Source organism: Cyclobacteriaceae bacterium (genome assembly GCA_030584025.1).
Lineage (GTDB): Bacteria > Bacteroidota > Bacteroidia > Cytophagales > Cyclobacteriaceae > UBA2336.
Genome location: CP129487.1, coordinates 3,516,725 through 3,532,770 on the forward strand (window position 1 = coordinate 3,516,725; position 16,046 = coordinate 3,532,770).

At 44.9% G+C, this 16,046-nt stretch carries 13 protein-coding genes and 1 tRNA gene; 6 read left to right on the forward strand and 8 right to left on the reverse strand.

Features of this window, described 5'->3' with window-relative positions; all coding sequences use genetic code 11:
- The 3 genes from QY309_15850 to serS all read right to left on the reverse strand — a co-directional run bounded on the left by QY309_15850 (position 1) and on the right by serS (position 4,313).
- On the reverse strand, positions 1–2,493 hold the full coding sequence (locus tag QY309_15850) for a DUF2309 domain-containing protein (GenBank protein WKZ61712.1): 2,493 nt from the start codon (positions 2,491–2,493) through the stop codon (positions 1–3).
- A gap of 99 nt (positions 2,494–2,592) precedes the next feature.
- Positions 2,593–2,946 carry a hypothetical protein gene (locus QY309_15855; GenBank protein WKZ59326.1) on the reverse strand — a complete coding sequence of 118 codons (354 nt, stop codon included), beginning with the start codon at positions 2,944–2,946 and terminating at the stop codon, positions 2,593–2,595.
- 92 nt (positions 2,947–3,038) lie between these two features.
- Complete coding sequence (gene serS, locus QY309_15860) at positions 3,039–4,313, reverse strand: serine--tRNA ligase (protein WKZ59327.1); 1,275 nt, start codon at positions 4,311–4,313, stop codon at positions 3,039–3,041.
- Between the two features lie 287 nt (positions 4,314–4,600).
- Between serS and rho the strand changes: the two genes are divergently transcribed.
- Positions 4,601–6,148 carry a transcription termination factor Rho gene (gene rho / locus QY309_15865; protein WKZ59328.1) on the forward strand — a complete coding sequence of 516 codons (1,548 nt, stop codon included), beginning with the start codon at positions 4,601–4,603 and terminating at the stop codon, positions 6,146–6,148.
- Positions 6,149–6,209: 61 nt separating this feature from the next.
- On the opposite strand, the gene QY309_15870 is transcribed toward rho, so the two are convergent.
- Both QY309_15870 and QY309_15875 read right to left on the reverse strand, forming a co-directional pair.
- Positions 6,210–7,298 carry a hypothetical protein gene (locus tag QY309_15870; GenBank protein ID WKZ59329.1) on the reverse strand — a complete coding sequence of 363 codons (1,089 nt, stop codon included), beginning with the start codon at positions 7,296–7,298 and terminating at the stop codon, positions 6,210–6,212.
- A 2-nt stretch (positions 7,299–7,300) separates the two neighbouring features.
- Positions 7,301–8,563, reverse strand: a complete 1,263-nt coding sequence (locus QY309_15875) for a DEAD/DEAH box helicase (GenBank protein WKZ59330.1) — start codon at positions 8,561–8,563, stop codon at positions 7,301–7,303.
- A 19-nt stretch (positions 8,564–8,582) separates the two neighbouring features.
- Between QY309_15875 and QY309_15880 the strand changes: the two genes are divergently transcribed.
- The 5 genes from QY309_15880 (at position 8,583) to QY309_15900 (ending at position 12,235) form a co-directional block, all read left to right on the forward strand.
- Positions 8,583–9,923, forward strand: coding sequence for a dihydroorotase (locus tag QY309_15880; protein WKZ59331.1), 1,341 nt, complete (start codon positions 8,583–8,585; stop codon positions 9,921–9,923).
- Positions 9,924–10,005: 82 nt separating this feature from the next.
- Positions 10,006–10,081 (forward strand) — tRNA-His (locus QY309_15885).
- 44 nt (positions 10,082–10,125) lie between these two features.
- Entirely contained in the window at positions 10,126–11,037 is a 912-nt protein-coding gene (locus QY309_15890) for a M28 family peptidase (GenBank protein ID WKZ59332.1), read from the forward strand.
- 44 nt (positions 11,038–11,081) lie between these two features.
- Positions 11,082–11,942 (forward strand): dienelactone hydrolase family protein, encoded by an 861-nt coding sequence (locus tag QY309_15895; protein WKZ59333.1) that lies wholly within the window; start codon positions 11,082–11,084, stop codon positions 11,940–11,942.
- A 38-nt stretch (positions 11,943–11,980) separates the two neighbouring features.
- Complete coding sequence (locus QY309_15900; protein WKZ59334.1) at positions 11,981–12,235, forward strand: hypothetical protein; 255 nt, start codon at positions 11,981–11,983, stop codon at positions 12,233–12,235.
- A gap of 58 nt (positions 12,236–12,293) precedes the next feature.
- On the opposite strand, the gene QY309_15905 is transcribed toward QY309_15900, so the two are convergent.
- The 3 genes from QY309_15905 to dxs form a co-directional block, all read right to left on the reverse strand.
- Positions 12,294–13,037, reverse strand: coding sequence for a hypothetical protein (locus tag QY309_15905; GenBank protein ID WKZ59335.1), 744 nt, complete (start codon positions 13,035–13,037; stop codon positions 12,294–12,296).
- Between the two features lie 156 nt (positions 13,038–13,193).
- Positions 13,194–13,955, reverse strand: a complete 762-nt coding sequence (locus QY309_15910) for an alpha/beta hydrolase (protein ID WKZ59336.1) — start codon at positions 13,953–13,955, stop codon at positions 13,194–13,196.
- Positions 13,956–13,963: 8 nt separating this feature from the next.
- Complete coding sequence (dxs, locus tag QY309_15915; GenBank protein WKZ59337.1) at positions 13,964–15,889, reverse strand: 1-deoxy-D-xylulose-5-phosphate synthase; 1,926 nt, start codon at positions 15,887–15,889, stop codon at positions 13,964–13,966.
- Positions 15,890–16,046: the final 157 nt, after the last annotated feature.

Below are 16,046 nucleotides of genomic sequence, written 5' to 3' on the forward strand. Positions count from 1 at the left end.
TTAGGGGATTAAGTAAACAGGTAAATTTTCTGAATGGGTTTCAAATACAGGAGCGAGATCATCCGCCTGTAACATGGGCTTCTCTACCGGATCATAGGGAGCAAATGTACCATCCCGGTATAACCAAAACTCATGTGTCTCCGGATCAACCACTACGAGGTGAACCCATTGGTTTTCAAACCACTCATATGTTGGTGGAGAGGATTGGATTACGCGCAACACAACATCGGGTTTATGCTCCACAAGGGTAAGCAGACGAACCGGGTCATGTACCTCAACCATCTGGCTGGGTAAGCCGGGACGCAAATCGCCATCAATTCCGTTTGCTACCCCAAACAGCCCCATTACGTTGTGTGGCAATTTTGTGCCCGCTCCAAGTTTTTGATTGTCCACACGCGAAAAGAAGTACTCCAGATTAATGCCCCCGCATACGGGTGCAGCTGCTTTCAAAATGTTGAGTAGGTATTTTCCTTCCGGATCAACCCGATAATCGTACGAATTAAGAAATGATCTTCGGTCGAGAAACACGTGTCGGGTTAGGTTTCTTCTACCGATTACGCACAAGGCATTGGTGGCATGATTAAGTTCTGGTCGCGGTTCAAATAACGAGACCGATCTTCTGCGCACAGCATCATGCACCTTGTCAAGATTGAGTTTGCTGTTAACCATCACAAACCTACGTGAACGTTCCTTTGCGTTTAAATCAAGAGCCGTATGAAACACCAGCACATTGCGCATATGTGCTTCTGCTAATTCCTGAGAAAGTGTTTCTTCATCAAAGAACACCACTTCATCGCGCGTTGTATCGTGCAAGCCACCAACAAAACGGGTTGTTGCCGGAATATCAATACCGCGTGCGCTCAACACTTCACGCACTGCCCTGTGATTAGCCATGTGACAAACCACACGTGCATTAACTGAGCCTGGTCTTCCTGAACATGCGCCACAATCATAGGCTGCATAATGTGGATTATTGACACTGCTCGATCCGTGGCCAACAACATAAACCAACGGTGCAAAATTTTTCACCAGTCCGATGCTCTTTAGCAACCCCTCCACCCGATCAGCCATTTCATCAATTGTAAAGCCAACCTGCAAATCCTTTTCGCGATGCTCAGGATGTTTACACTCTATAGTGAGTGTTGAATGTTTGTCCATATGCCGCAGCGAAGTGGCCGTTGCCGGACTCATGGATGGCTTGAAAATATTAATGAAGAGTTTTAATGCCGACCAAAAACCAAGTGTTTGCGAAATGAGCCAACCCCTGAATAAGCCATGACTGTGTTTGGTAAAATGAACATCACGCTCATGCTTTTTACGCGTGCCCTTTTCTTTAATCAGATACTGAGGCCTTACCGGTGCCGGGCATAGCTTGGTTAAAAATTTTCCATGCTCGGGCTGGTAGAAAAACTCAACATTGAAAAAACCAGGCGTGCCATACGTTTCGCAATGTGTATCGAGTCGCTCAAGGTACCGTCTCAACGAACACGCACGGTCGTCAAGGCAAAACATGGCCTGAAAGGTTTTAGCCGATAAATCCTGCTTTCCATTTGATCCCAACTTTAAACCAAGCAGCACTTCATCATAATACGTCCATTCAAAAGCTTCTTGCCACAGCACCAAAACCTCATGGTGTTCTGCTGAACTGACTTCTTCGAACAAATCGATTGGCTTCTCGCCTGTCAAATGCCCAAGCGGAGTCCATCCTTCTTCAAAATGAGTATCCAATGCATCAATCTCCAGCAGCAATTCAAATACGATCAGGTCATGCAACGAGATTTTCTTGCGGTCTAATAATACATGTGGATCATTTTCAATTACTGCTACCATCCCCGACCAACCCTGATGGGCAAACTGCTGATCGAACACGTACTGCTTAAAATATTTTTCATTGCCCACTACCTCCCGTAATAAACTGGTCAGGCTGTGGTGTTGAAGTAAATAGTGCTTTGCACGTTTCGATTTGAAAAAGCTCGTCAGGCTAGTGCGCTCCATTTCCCGAATGGACGCCAGAAACCCTTTATGCCAAACCGGAAATCCCCACATGGCAATTCCCTGATCGAGGTAACTGCAAAGAATTCGAAACAGAAAGGGATGAACAAGAGAATCCAGGTCAACACGGTAATCCCTTTTCCATCGTGAACGCAAAGCACCAATCCGGGGTGATTGGGGTGGCGGGTAATCTTCGTGCAAAAGTTTTCGCTTCCATACATCAACCAGGGCATTTCCCTTTCGGGCAGAAACTATTTTCTCCAGAACGGATGAACTGATTCTTCCCGTATGGAATAACGAACGGTATTCCTCCAACATGAGCAATGTTTTGTACCCAAAAAGTTCTGCAGCATATCGGGTAGCTTTTTCAAACGGCAAATCCTGGAAAGCATGAAGTGTGTTGTGATGAATAAAGTCTTTCAACGGAGCTTGCGCGGGCAAATAGTGGCTTAGCTCTTTCAGTACTTCATGCTCATTAAACTGAGCGTGTTTCAATCGAATAAAATTTAATTTCTAAGAATTTCTAAAATGACTTTGGATTAAAGCCGATGGTTCGAACAGGGTTCAAACCCATGCTGATGATTCAGCGATCCTTAAAAATCAAATCAGAAAAACACAATGCAGCCTGAAGAGTGGTGGCTGATGCCCGTAAAGAACAATCGGGCTGTTGGCACAAGGTGATTGAAACGTTTGAGAACGAAAATGGCATGAGGCTGAAATATCTTCGATTTCAACTGCATCGAACTTAAGCCTTTCGCTTTCGCCTTCAGTTTCTGTTTTTTCAAATAGTGAAGAAGTGCTTAAGGGTTTACCCGTCTTTTTTATGGGAACGAAGGTGCCCTGCTCATGCCCTCCGGCTGTTAAAGGCATAGCCATTACAGCAGGCGCTGTAAACTGAATACAGATTACAATGAGTAGTAAGCGGATCAGAAAAATGGCTTTACGTAAGCACATATACGTAATCAACAAAACAAAGGTCTGTGATTTTTACGAGAAAAATCAATAAAGCCTCTCTAAAACTTACTTCATACGATTGCGTAGCTGTATTAACTGATTTTGTCGAACCCGCAATAAGGCACCAATACCTTGGGTATTTTAATGCCATCAGAGGTTTGGTTGTTTTCCAGGATACCAGCTACAATCCGTGGCAACGCCAACGCACTACCGTTAAGGGTGTGTAACAATTCGGTTTTGCCGTCTTTGTTCTTATACCTGAGTTTTAACCGGTTCGACTGGTATGCTTCAAAGTTACTCACGGAGCTTACTTCCAACCAACGCTGCTGGGCTGCGGCAAACACTTCCATGTCGTAGGTCATGGCTGAATTAAAACCCATATCTCCGCCACAGAGCAATAGCTTTCGGTAAGGCAATTCCAATTTTTCCAACAAGCCCTGAACATGCGCACACATTTCATCCAATATCTGGTATGATTCTTCCGCCTTGCGTACCTGCACAATCTCAACCTTATCAAACTGGTGCAAGCGATTCAATCCGCGAACATGCGCACCCCAGCTTCCGGCCTCTCTGCGAAAGCATGGTGTGTATCCCACATTTTTTACCGGAAGCTGATCTTCCGTCAGCATTACATCACGATACAAATTGGTGATGGGAACCTCGGCAGTTGGAATCAGGTACAGTCCATCCTCTTGAACAAAATACATTTGACCTTCCTTATCGGGAAGTTGCCCGGTGCCATAGCCGGAAGCTTCATTCACCACAATAGGCGGAAGCATTTCACGGTAGCCGGCTTTCTCGGCTTCATCCAAAAAGAAGTTGATCAAGGCACGCTGCAGTTTGGCCCCTTTGCCTTTGTATACCGGAAATCCTGCACCGGTTATTTTAATCCCTAAATCAAAGTCGATGATGTCGTACTTTTTGATCAACTCCCAGTGCGGCAATGCATCTGCGCCAAGCTGAGGGATTTTTCCATGTTCATGTACGGTGATGTTATCCTCAGCGCCACCCCCTGCCGGAACCTTTTCAGCCGGCACATTCGGGATTTTATACAACTGTATTTTCAACGCTTCTTCTAACCCGCTAAGCTTTTGCTCAAGGCTCTTTAGCTGATCCTTTTCACTGGCAATGGCCGCACGCAAGGTGTTGGCCTCATCAGTTTTCCCAGCCTTCATCAACTCACCTATACGCTTGGCTTCAGCATTGGATTTTGCCTTCAGGTCATCGGCTTGTTTTTGGGTATCTCTGCGCGACTGATCCAGTTCGATCGCCTGATCTACCAACGCAGCGGCATCTTTCAGCCTCCGCTTTTCAAGTCCTTTAATGATACGGTCGCGCTGCTCGCGCAAAATGGAAACCTGAAGCATACTCTATGCGTTTTAAATTCGGCTGTAAAATTAGGTTTTTGAATGATCGAAAGGGGGCTAAAACCCAACAAATTCTATAAGGATTTTTGTTTGTAATCAATTTTGGCCTATACTTGCAACGTCATCGGGCATATTCTAAAGCCCTTTCATATATACCGCACTAGCTTACTGAACTTTAGCTGAACTTTAAAAACGACCCTGTTTTCATTGAACGCGTTTCAGAAATTTCTCTGATGAACACCCAACCGGATTAACAACCATCAAAACAACTCTATTCATTTTTTAACATGTACACAATTGACGATCTGAATGTCAGACTTCTTTCCGAGCTGAAAGAAATTGCAGAAAAAATGGGCGTGAAGAACGCCAAAAAACTTTCCAAACAAGACCTGGTCTACAAGATACTCGACCAGCAGGCCATCACCCCGGAAGCCCCGGCTCCAAAAAAATCGGCACCTTCCAATGAAGGTAAGGGTGAAGGCAAAAACCTGAGGCCACGCAGACGCGAAAACGTTGCGCCAACACCTAAACAGGAGAAAGAGCTATCAACCGATGAACTCCTGGAGTCCATCAACCTTGATCTTGAAACCACCACTCCCACCTTCGAAGAACCCGCCCCTAAAAAACAAGTTGAACAACAACAGCCCCGTCACGAAAAACGTGATGATGAGCGCAACCCACAACAACAGCAACAAGCATCACGCCCCAACATCCGCGACTTCGATGGCGTAATCGACAACGAAGGTGTATTGGAAATTATGCAGGATGGCTACGGCTTCCTCCGCTCTTCCGATTACAACTACCTGGCCAGCCCGGATGATATTTATGTTTCGCCTTCACAGATTAAACTGTTCGGTTTAAAAACCGGTGATACTGTAAAAGGAACCATCCGCCCTCCGAAAGAAGGAGAAAAATATTTTGCCCTATTAAAGGTTGAATCCGTTAACGGAAAAACCACGGAAGAAATACGCGACCGCGTAGCGTTCGAATACCTCACGCCACTTTTCCCGGAAGAAAAACTCAGGCTGAGCACCACACACGACAACATGTCGACTCGTATACTCGACTTGTTTGCGCCTATCGGAAAAGGTCAGCGCGGTATGATTGTGGCACAGCCTAAGACCGGTAAAACCGTGTTGCTGCAAAACATTGCCAATGCCATTGCCGAAAATCATCCGGAAGTTTACCTGATCGTGTTGCTGATTGATGAACGCCCTGAAGAAGTAACCGACATGGCGCGCAACGTGAAAGCAGAAGTGATTGCCTCTACGTTTGACGAACAGGCTGAACGCCATGTAAAAGTGGCCAGCATTGTATTGGAAAAAGCCAAGCGTATGGTAGAATGCGGACACGATGTTGTGATTCTGTTGGATTCTATTACACGTTTAGCGCGTGCTTACAATACCGTTGTTCCTTCTTCTGGTAAAATTCTTTCCGGTGGTGTGGATGCCAACGCGTTGCACAAGCCCAAGCGTTTCTTTGGTGCGGCCCGTAATATTGAAAATGGCGGATCGCTGACCATCATTGCTACTGCCTTGATTGACACCGGTTCGAAAATGGACGAAGTAATCTTTGAAGAATTTAAAGGTACCGGTAACATGGAATTGCAGCTCGATCGCAAGCTTTCCAACAAGCGTGTGTATCCGGCCATTGATGTTCCGGCTTCCGGCACCAGACGTGAAGACCTGTTGATGAAGGAAGAAGAACTTCAGCGCGTGTGGATACTCCGCAAGTTTATGAGCGACATGAATAGCAACGAAGCGATGGAATTCCTGCTGCAGAAGATGAAAGGAACCCGAAATAATGAAGAGTTTTTGTTATCGATGAACGGATAATATCAATTAGTCAATTATAAATGACGTAATCAGCCAACGGAGCAATCTGTTGGCTGATTTTTTATTTAGGCACCACTATCCACTCCCCATCATCACTCAACGCATAGGTTTGTGTAAACACATTCCTGGATTTTACGTGCACCGCCTTTACTCGAAAAAACCGGTAACCGCGATTAACAAGATGGGTTACATCCAATGGCACTAAACGGTTTTGATCAGCCTTTATAGTTGTTCCGAAAAGTGCCGTTCCTTTGATGGCATCAGAAACCACAATTTCGACAGGCCCTGAGAAAGTTACCGGAAATTGAATGACGTGCTCAATAATAGTCTGAGCAGGCTTTACTGGAAAAAATTCAACCTGGGTTTCATCCAGTATAATCCGTTCGTTACCAGACTTTGTTATGCCTATTATCCGGTATACAAACAAACCATGCTCGGAGAGACTGTCGCTATACACGTAGTACTCCATGTGTCTACCCAACGCGTTGGTTGAGATAGAAATTTCTGCAAGTTCCACTGCTTTGGAGGCGTTTACTTGCTGCCGGAAAATTTCAAAATGATCCAACTCATCCAACTGTGATTGATTTGCACCCCATTGAAGGTTCACCAGGTGACTATCTTGTTCAAGCCGAAGCGAAAGCGTGTCCTTACTATCCCGGTGCACCGGAATTCCTGATGGCCGTGTACTGAACTGAATTTCAAAATCGCATTGATCCCCAAGGAATCCATCAATCAACACCAGGTATTGCACTCCGGGTTTGAGAGAATCCAATTCAATAAACGTATCGTTCTGATCGGTAAAAGAAGTGCAATGGATTAATGTATACGTTGACGTCTCACACGGATTACCTTCTATGATCACAACTTGCACACCTTTGAAGTTTTTACACTGTTGATTTGTAATATTCAGGTACTGCTTCCTTGAATCGGTTGGCGTAAAATAAAACCATTGGTCGTTATGGTAAACCAGGCAACTGTTGGTAAGCGCTCGGTTAATACAACCCCACTCGACCGTTGCATTATAGGTGTTGGAATAAACCGGAACAGAATCCAGATGCAATTCAATCCGGTTATCAATTTTATCGTTGGCTACCTGTGCATAAGCAAAAGATGAAAAAAGAAATAAAATGCATGCAGCTATACTTCTCACAATTACTTCTTCTTTGCTTTCCCCTTTTCATGAAACGCCCCTTTAAAATCAGGGTTTTCCTTGCGCTTCTGCCGGTCTATTTCCCGGGCCATGGCTTGCGCCTCTTCAAAGGAAGTCTCGGTAATCTCTACCGCTTTGGGTATGCGCTTTACCGGAATCTGTTCACGGATCAACCGTTCAATTTTTTTGATGTGATACAGTTCAGCATCGGTTACAAAAGTAATGGCTGTGCCTTCATGAAACGCGCGACCGGTGCGGCCAATGCGGTGCACATAATCATCATACACCACAGGCACATCAAAATTAATAACATGCGACACACCGGTTACATCAATGCCGCGTGCCGTTACATCGGTTGAAACCAAAATCCGAAGGTTGCCTTCTTTAAATTCATTCACTGCATTGATGCGGCTGTTCTGACCTTTGTTGGAATGAATAACTCGAACCGGACCAAGTCCTTTACGATCAAGGTAATGAAACACATTATCCGCTGTTTGCTTATTACGTGTAAAGATCATCACGCGAGCAAAGGTTTCATGATCGGAGAGCAGGTGCTCTAAAAAATTAATTTTCGTTTTCAGGTTGGGCACATAATACACTTCCTGATGTACCTGACTGGCCGCTGTGGCCGGGGGTGTAACTTCAATCCGTATGGGAAACTCTAAAAACTCCGCGGATAACTTTTCAACACGTGGGTTAAATGTGGCCGAGAACAACATGTTCTGCCGCTTATTCGGGATCACTTCAAATATTTTTCGAAGCTGGGGCATAAAACCCATATCCATCATGCGATCAGCTTCGTCTAGTACAAGTGTTTTGATTTGTTTGGTTGGAAGATCTCCTTTCAGATACAACTCCATAAACCTTCCCGGTGTAGCCACCAGAATATCCACCCCTTGTTGAATCGCTTCGATTTGGGTCTTGGGTCCCACGCCCCCATAAATCGGAAGAATCCGCAGATCCGTATATTTTGAAAGCTGCTTTGTGTGTTCAGCAATCTGAATGGTGAGTTCCTTGGTGGGCGCAAGAATAATGGCTCGTGGTTCGGTTCCCTGAGCATAACGCACCTTCATCAGCACCGGAATAACATAGGCTGCCGTTTTACCCGTACCGGTTTGGGCAATGCCTATCACCTCCTGACCGCCCATGAGTATGGGTATGCATTTCTGTTGAATTTCCGTTGGACGATCAAAACCGGCATCGGCTATCGCATTCAGCAACTGTTTATTCAATTTAAAATCTTCAAAAGATGAAATTGCTGCCATGCGGGCGTATTTTTACAGTATGAAATCAACAAGAATCGTCAATGCAAATATAGTCAATGAAGGCAAGGTCTTTCAGGGTGAAGTGCTGATCAGGGGCGAATACATGGAAGCCATTGGTGCTGATTTGTCAGCACATGAGGCAGATGTGGTAATTGATGCAAACGGAAAGTACCTGTTTCCTGGATTGATAGACGATCAGGTCCACTTTCGGGAGCCCGGACTTACATACAAGGCTACTATCTTCACGGAATCACGCGCTGCAGTTGCAGGTGGCGTTACCAGCTATATGGAAATGCCCAACACCGTTCCGCCTGCCTTCACACAACAACTGCTGGAAGACAAGTACAACATTGCTTCGCGCGATTCATTGGCAAACTACTCGTTCTTCATGGGCACCTCAAATGATAACCTGGAAGAGGTGTTAAAAACAAATTCAAAAAAGGTTTGCGGGTTGAAAATTTTTATGGGTTCATCAACAGGCAACTTGCTGGTGGATAATCCTAAAACGTTGGAAAATCTTTTTGCAAAAGTTCCGTTTCTAATCGCCACACATTGCGAAGATGAAGCCACCATACTAAAAAATACAGCCGACTACCGGGAAAAATATGGTGAAGACATGCCCATTAAATTTCACCCGGAAATCCGCAGTGAAGCAGCGTGTTACAAATCATCATCGTTTGCGGTTGAGTTGGCAAAAAAGTTCGGTACGCGTTTGCACATCCTGCACATTTCCACAGCCAAAGAAGTTTCGCTCTTCGACAATTCACTTCCGTTAGATAAAAAGAAAATCACAGCCGAGGCATGCATTCACCACTTGTGGTTTAACGATGCAGATTATGATCGCCTGGGCATGCACATAAAATGGAATCCTGCCATTAAAACAGAAGCCGATCAGAAAGCCATTCTTCAAGGGCTTCTGGATGATCGGATTGATGTGATTGCAACCGATCATGCACCACACACCATTGAGGAAAAACAACAAAATTATTTCAAGGCACCTTCTGGCGGACCGTTGGTGCAACATAGTTTAAACGCCCTACTGGAGTTCTATCACCGCGGGCAAGTTTCACTTGAGTGGATCGCTAAAAAAACGGCCCACAACCCGGCTATTCTTTTTCAGGTAGAAAAACGCGGGTTTATCCGCGAAGGCTATTTTGCCGACCTGGTATTGGTTGACCTGAACAACCCATGGACGGTTAATCGGGAGAATATCCTGGCCAAATGCAAGTGGTCTCCGTTTGAGGGGGTAACATTTAAGTCGCGCATCACCCATACCTTTGTTTCCGGACATTTAGCGTATGAAAATGGCCATTTTAATGAAAGCCGCATGGGCAAGAGGCTTACGTTCGAACGGGATTAAGTCTGGTTTTGTTATTGTCTGGCAGTTGCTAAATTTGCAGTCCTTTCCCGGACCCCTATGGGTTTTTCGGGCAAAAACTAACGGTGAATGTAGCTCAGTTGGTTAGAGCACCAGATTGTGGTTCTGGGGGTCGCGGGTTCGAGTCCCGTCTTTCACCCAAAAAATTATAAAACCTAAGCCCCGAAAAGGGGCTTTCTATTTTATGGGAATGATTGTTTGCAGGGGTCTTATTATCGCAGTTCTTTTATTTACACAAACTGCACTTGCTCAGTATTCTTTTGATGCTGGTCGGCTTACCAATGACCTGAAAATTCTTTCTTCCGACAGTCTGGAAGGCAGAAGGGTTGGAACCGATGGTAGCGCAAAAGCCAGATCGTATATCATTAACCGCTTAGAAACGCTGAACATTAAACCCTTCTTTGAAAGTGGTTATGTGCAAACCTTTTCCTTTCCGCAAGCCTTTGGCCAGGTGCAGGCTGGTGATGGGTCAAATGTGTTCGCTGTTATTGAAGGAACGAAAAAGGAAACCATTGTAATCAGTGCACATTATGATCACATGGGCATAATGGGTGGTAAAATTTACAACGGTACTGATGACAATGCATCTGGTACAGCTGCCCTTCTGGCGATAGCGGAATATTTTACCAAGAACAAACCTTCACATCGCATCCTCCTTGCATTTTTTGATGCGGAAGAAATGGGCCTGCGCGGTTCAGCACATTTTGTAAACACAATAGATCTTGCTCGCGAATCCATTGCGTTAAACATCAACATGGACATGATCAGCCGCAATGAAAAAAATGAATTGTACGCATGCGGAACTCACCACTATCCGCAATTAAAAAATCCGATCGAAAAAATTTCTTTACCCGAAAAATTCAGCTTACGGTTTGGCCATGATCAACCTGGTTCGGGTCGTAATGACTGGACCAGCCAGTCCGACCACATGAATTTTCACTTGAAGAAAATACCGTTCGTGTATTTCGGTGTAGAAGATCATCCCGATTATCACCGTCCAACTGATGATTTCGATAAAGTAAATCTTGATTTTTACCACAAAAGCGTGGAAGCCATTATCCAGGCTGCAAAAGCATTGGATAAAGCCTTGCAATAAGCGCAGGAACTTTTGATCTTACTGGTACAACAACCGTTATACCTATGGATCAGCGCATCATTAATCTGTTTGACGAATACACACACAAGCCGCTTTCGCGGGAAGAATTCATTCGCAGGCTTACCATTTTAACCGGAAGCACAGCAGCCGCACTTGCTGTATTGCCTCTGCTTGAAGTAAACTACGCGCATGCTGCTACCATTCCGCTGCAGGATGATCGATTGATAACAGAGTATATCAACTACCCCGCTGATGATGTTACGATGCGCGCGTATGTTGCGCGCCCGAAACAAAACGGTGTTTACGGTGGTGTTATGGTAGTGCATGAAAACCGGGGGTTAAATCCGCATATTGAAGATGTGACCAGACGTATGGCACTCGAAGGCTTTCTTGCCATTGCTCCGGACGCGTTGGCACCTCTAGGCGGAACGCCTACCGATACAGACAAGGCCCGAGAACTGTTTCAACAACTGGATGGTAAAAAGACCATCAGTAATTTTGCCCATGGGTTTACTTATTTGAAGACACGAAAAGATTGCAACGGAAAATTTGCCTGCATTGGTTTTTGCTGGGGCGGAGCGATGACCAACAACCTCGCCATTCAGGTACCTGATCTCTTAGCTGCTGCGCCTTATTACGGACGCCAGCCAGATTTGGCAGAAGTACCAAAAATAAAAGCCGAATTACAATTGCATTATGCCGGTATGGATGAACGCGTTAATGCCGGAATTGAGGCGTATGAAAAGGCCTTGAAAGAGGCTGGCAAAAAATATCAGCTCTATATTTATGAAGGTGCGCAGCATGCCTTTAATAACGATACCGCACCAACACGCTATAACGAAGAGGCTGCAAAACTGGCATGGTCACGAACGGTAGCGTTTTTCAAAGAGAAGCTTAACGGATAATTTTTTCGATCAAGAAGTTTTTTCGCTAAGTTTAGTTCATGATCACGTGGGCTGAGTTTAAGAATTACACACTAGACAGAAAAATCAGCGTACTTTATGAGCGCGGCACATTTGTGATGGCCATCCGGTATTACAACTACAAAATCAATTTGTATTTACTCGGGCAAAACTATGTTGAGGTTTTTGTGAATCACAAATGGGCCAGCATTGAAAAAATTTCACTGCTTGACACCAATCATACCCGGATGAAATTCTATTCAGATCAAATCAAACTTCCGCAGGAAATGGCTTAAAAGAAAAGGGCCTCCCGGATGGAAAGCCCTTTTATACAAGAATTTCAAATTAAATTGACTAAGCAGTAGCTGCCGCTTCCTCAAATTTAGTTGACGCCCGAAGCGTAACGGTTTTCTTTGCTTTGTATCCGCAATACCCACAAGTATAATGCTTAAGCAATTCACCTTCTTCGGTTGGTGTAGGTGCTTTCAAAATTTCTTCCTTCGCTACTTTAAAGGTTTGGTAATTACACTCAGGGCATTCCAAAGCATGAAGGTGACCTGCGTACTTTTCAATCTTGATATAGCCGCTTTCTTCATCCTTCCATACATCATAATCAGTAGAAAAAACGTTTTCTTCCGCCTGCATACCTTCATCCAGGTAAGCATCTTCTTCTTCTTCACTTAACAACTTCATGGGGCGGCCGTTTTTCGGAGAAATCCTTGGCTGGTAACGCAATACTTTTAAGCGCTTTTCAATGTAAAACGGATAATAGAACTTAAGCAGATTTTGTACAATAAGAGCAGCAATTAAGCCCATTGAAACTGTTGTGAAAACACGCACGAAAATCAGAATAGCGTTTAGTTCCACTATGTTCGCATTGGCATAAAAGCAACAACCTACAATCAAAATAACAGAAGCAATCCACAGTAATTTGATTTCGTTGCGGCTAATGTAATCGTACTTGGTCTTTGGATCACTGGTGGTAGCCAGTTTTACAAGGTGCCACAGAACAATCAAGAGCGCTAACGCCCAACAGCCGTACGCAATGTATTCGGCCATCCTGTTCCAGGGTTGAAAATCCGCTTCTATGAGTTCCATAAGTGGGTTTTGGTTTTATTGGTAATGTCTAAACAAATATATGTGCCTCTTTTATTTTAACCTAACTGGATTAAACGGTATTTGGAAAAAACCATCCCAATTTAATACACTTTTAGCTAAAAAAATAAAAAAATATGATTTCAAACACGCAGCGGATCAAACGCCTATGCGCTGGAGAAACATCTGAATGGCTTCTCCCGTCTCCGTAACATTTTCCAACATGCCCATGTGGGCCGCACCATGGAGGATAACCAGGGTTGGATTAGAGGTAACTTTTGCCTGCTCCTCGAGCGTTTGTACTGGTATGATGGTATCCCTTTCTCCTGCCAACAATAATACAGGCTTTGTGAACGCCTTAAGCACATGCGTACGGTCGGGGCGGCCACGCATAGCCTCCGTATACCCGATTAATGTTTGCTTGCTGGTCTGCTCTGCTAGCGCAACGGCACCGCTTATAGCCGGATGAGATTGGCTGAAAAACAAGGGGGGAATAAAAGACCGGACAAAGGGTTGAACGCCATGCTCCTCTACAAACTCAATTACCTTTCCCCTGGAAATTTTTCGTTCCTCCGAATCGGCTAATGCCGTGGAGTGTATCAACCCGAATCCATGAAGAAGTTCGGGCTTCAGATCGGCCATAGCAAGCGTAACATAACCGCCCAGACTGTGGCCAAACACCACGCAGGTAGTAAGTCTTAAATCCTGCTGAATAAAATTGATGACCTGCTGAGCTACCTCAACAAGTGTAAAAGGACGGTTAAGTTCATTGCTTTTGCCAAATCCCGGAAGATCAATGGCGATTACCCGGTAATTGGTAGCCAGAACAGGGGTGAGTTTCGACCAAATCTGATTCGTCTCACAAAATCCATGGATCAGTACTATTGGAAAACCCTTGCCCTCCTCGGTATAATGTATCATGAAAATTATCAGGCTGGTTTATGCACCAGTTCAAGCATTTCATGCACGGCCTTTTCGATATGCTCAGCATCAAAGCCGCATTCATGATGCAACTCGGATTGTTCGCCATGCTCCACTACACGGTCAGGAATACCGAGTCGTCTTACTTCAGCATGATAGTTATGATCGGCCATAAATTCCAGAACTGCACTACCAAAGCCTCCCTGAATGCAGCCATCTTCCACCGTAATGATTTTCTTGTATGATGCGAAAATCTTGTGCAGCAATTTTTCATCCAGCGGTTTTACGAACCGCATATCATAATGCCCAATGGAGATTCCTTTTTTCTCCAATCGCTCGCTAACCTCAACGGCATAATTTCCGATATGACCAAGGGTCAGGATGGCAACCTCTTCGCCTTCGCGAATTACTCTTCCTGTACCAATTTCGATTGCTTCAAATGGTGTTCGCCAGTTGGGCATCACGCCCTGTCCACGCGGATAGCGAATAGAGAAAGCCGTTTTTGTTCTGGGCAACGATGCCGTATACATCAGGTTGCGAAGCTCCTGCTCATTCATCGGAGCCGATACAATCATGTTGGGCACACAACGGAAGTAAGCAATGTCGTATGCACCGTGGTGCGTTGGTCCATCGGCACCAGCAAAACCTGCGCGGTCAAGACAGAAATTCACCGGAAGATTCTGGATACACACATCATGCACTACCTGATCATAGGCGCGTTGCATGAATGAACTGTAAATGTTACAGAACGGAATGATGCCTTGTGTTGCCAAACCAGCCGAGAATGTAACGGCATGCTGTTCGGCAATGCCCACATCAAAAGCCCTATCCGGCATTTCTTTCATCATAATGTTCATGGAAGAGCCGGAAGGCATGGCGGGTGTTATCCCAACAATTTTATCATTTTGTTTAGCAAGCTCGACAAGTGTGTGACCAAATACATCCTGGTACTTGGGCGCCTGCGGCTTGTCGTACACCTTTTTATGTATCTCGCCCGTAATCTTATCGAACGTACCAGGTGCATGCCATGTGGTAGCGTTACCCGATTCAGCCGGGGCATAGCCCTTGCCCTTAACAGTAACGCAGTGCAAAATTTTAGGCCCCTTAATCGACTTCAAATCGTTCAGAATACTCACCAAATGATTCACATCGTGACCATCAACCGGACCAAAGTATCGCAGGTTAAGTGATTCAAAAAAGTTGCTTTGACTCAGTACAGTTGACTTTATCCCATTCTCAATCTTCGAAACAATCTCCTGTGCGTTTTTACCAAACGATGACAGTTTGCCCAGCAGGTTCCACACCTCATCCTTAAGTTTGTTGTATGTCTTGGACGTGGTGATGTCAGTCAGGTAATCTTTTAGCGCACCCACATTCGGGTCAATCGACATGCAGTTATCGTTCAGGATAATCAACAAGTTGGCATTTGAAACACCCGCATGATTTAATCCTTCAAAAGCAATACCGCCTGTAAGGGCTCCATCTCCGATTACGGCAATGTGATGCTTATCCTCTTCTTTCAAATATTTTGATGCTACCGCCATACCCAACGCTGCCGATACAGAGGTAGAGGAGTGCCCCACACCAAACGCATCGTATTCACTTTCGCTTCGCTTGGGAAAGCCAGAAATACCTCCATAAAAACGATTGGTATGAAACACATTTTTCCGGCCTGTTAGAATTTTGTGGCCGTAAGCCTGGTGGCCTACATCCCAAACCAATTGATCGCTGGGTGTATTAAAAACATAGTGCAGCGCAGCCGTAAGCTCAACTACGCCCAGGCTTGCCCCGAAATGCCCTCCATAAACAGACACGTTGTCAATGATGAAATGACGCAGTTCGTCACAGAGCTGAACCAACTGGGCCTGATCGAGTTTTTTTACATCGTCAGGGCTATTGATTTTAGCCAAAAGAGGGCCGGGCGTGATAAGCATGATTTTTCAGGTATAAAGCGTTTAACAATGGGCTTAAACCAATTGTTTTGGCTGGGTAAACCATTTACAATTCTGTAAAAATACATATTTCAACAGATCGGGCATTATTTATTGTAACGAACCCCCTTTTAGCACCTCTGCTAAGGAAATTTGGAAT

What these genes read in the sequence shown, in the direction of transcription:
- rho (WKZ59328.1), top strand. Translation starts at nt 4,601, where the DNA reads ATGTACACAATTGACGATCTGAATGTCAGACTTCTTTCCGAGCTGAAA.
- QY309_15910 (WKZ59336.1), bottom strand. Translation starts at nt 13,955, where the DNA reads ATGATACATTATACCGAGGAGGGCAAGGGTTTTCCAATAGTACTGATC.
- QY309_15855 (WKZ59326.1), bottom strand. Translation starts at nt 2,946, where the DNA reads ATGTGCTTACGTAAAGCCATTTTTCTGATCCGCTTACTACTCATTGTA.
- dxs (WKZ59337.1), bottom strand. Translation starts at nt 15,889, where the DNA reads ATGCTTATCACGCCCGGCCCTCTTTTGGCTAAAATCAATAGCCCTGAC.
- serS (WKZ59327.1), bottom strand. Translation starts at nt 4,313, where the DNA reads ATGCTTCAGGTTTCCATTTTGCGCGAGCAGCGCGACCGTATCATTAAA.
- QY309_15875 (WKZ59330.1), bottom strand. Translation starts at nt 8,563, where the DNA reads ATGGCAGCAATTTCATCTTTTGAAGATTTTAAATTGAATAAACAGTTG.
- QY309_15905 (WKZ59335.1), bottom strand. Translation starts at nt 13,037, where the DNA reads ATGGAACTCATAGAAGCGGATTTTCAACCCTGGAACAGGATGGCCGAA.
- QY309_15895 (WKZ59333.1), top strand. Translation starts at nt 11,082, where the DNA reads ATGGATCAGCGCATCATTAATCTGTTTGACGAATACACACACAAGCCG.
- QY309_15880 (WKZ59331.1), top strand. Translation starts at nt 8,583, where the DNA reads ATGAAATCAACAAGAATCGTCAATGCAAATATAGTCAATGAAGGCAAG.
- QY309_15900 (WKZ59334.1), top strand. Translation starts at nt 11,981, where the DNA reads ATGATCACGTGGGCTGAGTTTAAGAATTACACACTAGACAGAAAAATC.
- QY309_15890 (WKZ59332.1), top strand. Translation starts at nt 10,126, where the DNA reads ATGGGAATGATTGTTTGCAGGGGTCTTATTATCGCAGTTCTTTTATTT.